The sequence below is a fragment of the Parvimonas sp. D9 genome (assembly GCF_035282565.1).
In the GTDB taxonomy this organism is placed as follows: Bacteria; Bacillota; Clostridia; order Tissierellales; family Peptoniphilaceae; genus Parvimonas; species Parvimonas micra.
The window spans coordinates 1-247 of record NZ_JAYKBM010000230.1 but is presented as its reverse complement, the minus strand read 5'-3'; the positions used below and the strand labels follow the sequence as shown (position 1 = coordinate 247).

At 63.6% G+C, this 247-nt stretch carries 1 protein-coding gene; it reads right to left on the bottom strand.

What is annotated here, in order from left to right:
• On the bottom strand, positions 1-247 hold a 247-nt coding region (locus tag VJI94_RS08680), incomplete at both ends, for a hypothetical protein (RefSeq protein WP_324009081.1).

Sequence of the window (247 nt, the reverse complement as noted above, 5' to 3'; positions counted from 1 at the left end):
ATCGTTCCAGCGCTCCTGCGCGACCGCGCGGACAAGGGCATCCTGCCGCGTGGCGCTGAGTGGTACGGGTTGGTCGCGCCGAAAGCGGATCTTGGCTGAGATTTCCTCGAACAACGCTCCCACGACTTCGAGATATTGGTCGACGTTGGACGACGACACTGCGCTCAATGCTTCCCGCCCGAAATAAATCGGTGCGGCCACTTCTGTGCGCAGAAAGTGCTCGGCGGCCCGGTCGGTGCCGCTGCCG